This is a genomic window from Streptococcus sp. A34 (assembly GCF_043674115.1).
GTDB classification, from domain to species: Bacteria; Bacillota; Bacilli; order Lactobacillales; family Streptococcaceae; genus Streptococcus; species Streptococcus suis_V.
In genome coordinates this window covers 1-2,097 of record NZ_JBIMJM010000064.1, presented here as the reverse complement: position 1 = coordinate 2,097, position 2,097 = coordinate 1, and the positions used below count along the sequence as shown (strand labels likewise).

Genomic DNA, 2,097 nt, shown 5'->3' with positions numbered 1-2,097 from the left:
AAGTTCTACCTTATTTCCTTGTCTCAGTCTAATTTCCAGTTTTTAAGACAGACTAGAACTTACTTTGAGAATTTAGCACGCTACAAAATCCTTAAATTTTTTTTAAAAAACTCTTGACATAGATAAAAGTTCAGTCTATAATATAGGTATCTGCAGTGGCAGTAATAAAATAAAAGAAAAACAAAAGGAGTTTTTTATCATGAAAAAAACATTCGTAACTTTGGCAGCAGCAGCTGCATTGGTTGCAGCAACAGCACCAGTAGTAACTTCAGCGTTGGACACAAATACAACGTCAAAAATCACTGTTAATGTTGGTCACTATTCTCCAGAATATCAACAAACTTTCACACAATTGAAAGCAAAAGAAGCTGAACTTGAAAAAGTTAATGCACAAAAAAATAACACTTGGGATGCAATTCAAGAAAAAAAAGGAGACATTGCAGTTCGTCAAGGTGAACTTAATCGTCTTTTAGAAGAAAACAAAAAAATCGAAGCTCAACTTCTTCGTGATGTTGAAGCAAACCCAGCACAAGCTGAGTCACTTCAATCAGCAGCAGCAGCAACAGTTTTCATGAACAACCAGCTTGCTGATGCTCAACGTGTATTTATCCGCGACGCTGAAAACGTTGTGGCTGAACTTGAAGGTCAGTACAACGGATTGCTTAATCAAAAAGCAACAATCGAAGCTGAGATTACTGCGCTTCAAGAAAAACTTAATACCCTTGCAGGTGGTCAAGTAGCTCCAGAAGCAGGTGCAGCAGCTCCAGCAGGTAACGGTCCAGCAGCAAACGGTAAACCAGCAGCTAAACCTGTAGCAGCAGCTAAAACTGGTACTGGTTCTAAAACACTTCCAAAAACAAGCGCAGCTAAATAATTAGTCTAAGCTATCATAGATAAAGTTGCCTTCGGGCAACTTTATTTTTTAGGTGATTTATGAAGAATACAAAAAACAAAAAATATATAGTAGCCTTGTTAGCCTTCCTAGCTGTTGCTGGGATTGCCCTATCAGCTTTCTTCGGCCTTCAAGGTAGTAAAAACGATACATCGTCCGCAAGTAACCAACCAAGTTCAAGTCAGCAAGTTACTTCTAGCTCCGCTTATCAAGTTTCAGAAGAAGAAAAAGCGGCCTTAAAAGAGCAATTTGATGGTCTCAAAGGCATTAACCCAGATACCATTGCCTATGTCTATGCACCAGGTACCAACTTGGATGAACCAGTTGTATATAATGGTGACAATACAACCTACTTATCAAAACTCTTTGATGGATCCGGTGAAGACCCATACATGGGGACAGTCTTCATGGATATGGACAACAAGACTGACTTTAGTGACAAGTTGACCTGGCTTTTTGGACATGCTCGCGGTTCTAAAGTACCAGATAGCCGTATGTTTAACGATGTCAACTTCTACGATGATCAGGCCTTCTTTGATGCCCATCCCTATGTTGTCGTCCGTACTCCGGAAAAAGTTCATTACTATCAGGCTGCTTTCATGATTATTGTTCATGAGTCGACAGCCTTCTATCGCACAAGTTTCGATAGCGACCAACAGTTCGAAGAGCAGTTGACAGCAGTTCGTGAAGGTGCAGTAGCAAAAAATGATAATATTGAGATTAAAGCATCAGACAACTACCTGGTTCTCTCAACTTGTCGTGAAGATGACGTAACCATTCGTGCCAACCTCTACCTCCGCGAAATCCCTGAGTCAGAGCTCGGAGACTTCCTTGCAGAACATAAAGATGAACTAAATTACGTTCCAACACGCTAATTACTAAGCTGGTCACATGACCGGCTTATTTTTTCAAAAAAATTTTAAAAACCAGTTGACAGTATTAGATATAGATGATAGAATAATGAAGTTGTCTCGCGAGGGACTGTTGGCGAAGCAGAAACGAAAAAAAGTTTCAAAAAGTAGTTGACAGGAATTCACTGGTGTGATATACTGATATAGTTGTCGCAAGAGACTACAAGACCTTTGAAAATTAAAGAAGACGAACCAAACGTGCAGGGTGATTTATAGTAATATAAATCGTCAATGACAAAAAAACAATAAACGGATAAGCCAGAGTGCTTAGTCGGACAAACTAATTTTAATGAG

The 2,097-nt window shown here is 39.2% G+C and carries 2 protein-coding genes; both read left to right on the top strand.

Features of this window, described 5'->3' with window-relative positions:
* Positions 1 to 199: 199 nt before the first annotated feature.
* Positions 200 to 874, top strand: a complete 675-nt coding sequence (locus ACHBGV_RS10195; RefSeq protein WP_394736272.1) for a hypothetical protein — start codon at positions 200 to 202, stop codon at positions 872 to 874.
* A gap of 59 nt (positions 875 to 933) precedes the next feature.
* Positions 934 to 1,767: a class B sortase, LPKTxAVK-specific gene (gene srtB, locus ACHBGV_RS10190; protein ID WP_394736271.1), complete on the top strand. Its 834-nt coding sequence runs from the start codon at positions 934 to 936 to the stop codon at positions 1,765 to 1,767.
* Positions 1,768 to 2,097 lie beyond the last annotated feature (330 nt).

Coding starts and splice junctions, on each gene's coding strand:
- ACHBGV_RS10195 (WP_394736272.1), top strand. CDS start 200: ATGAAAAAAACATTCGTAACTTTGGCAGCAGCAGCTGCATTGGTTGCA.
- srtB (WP_394736271.1), top strand. CDS start 934: ATGAAGAATACAAAAAACAAAAAATATATAGTAGCCTTGTTAGCCTTC.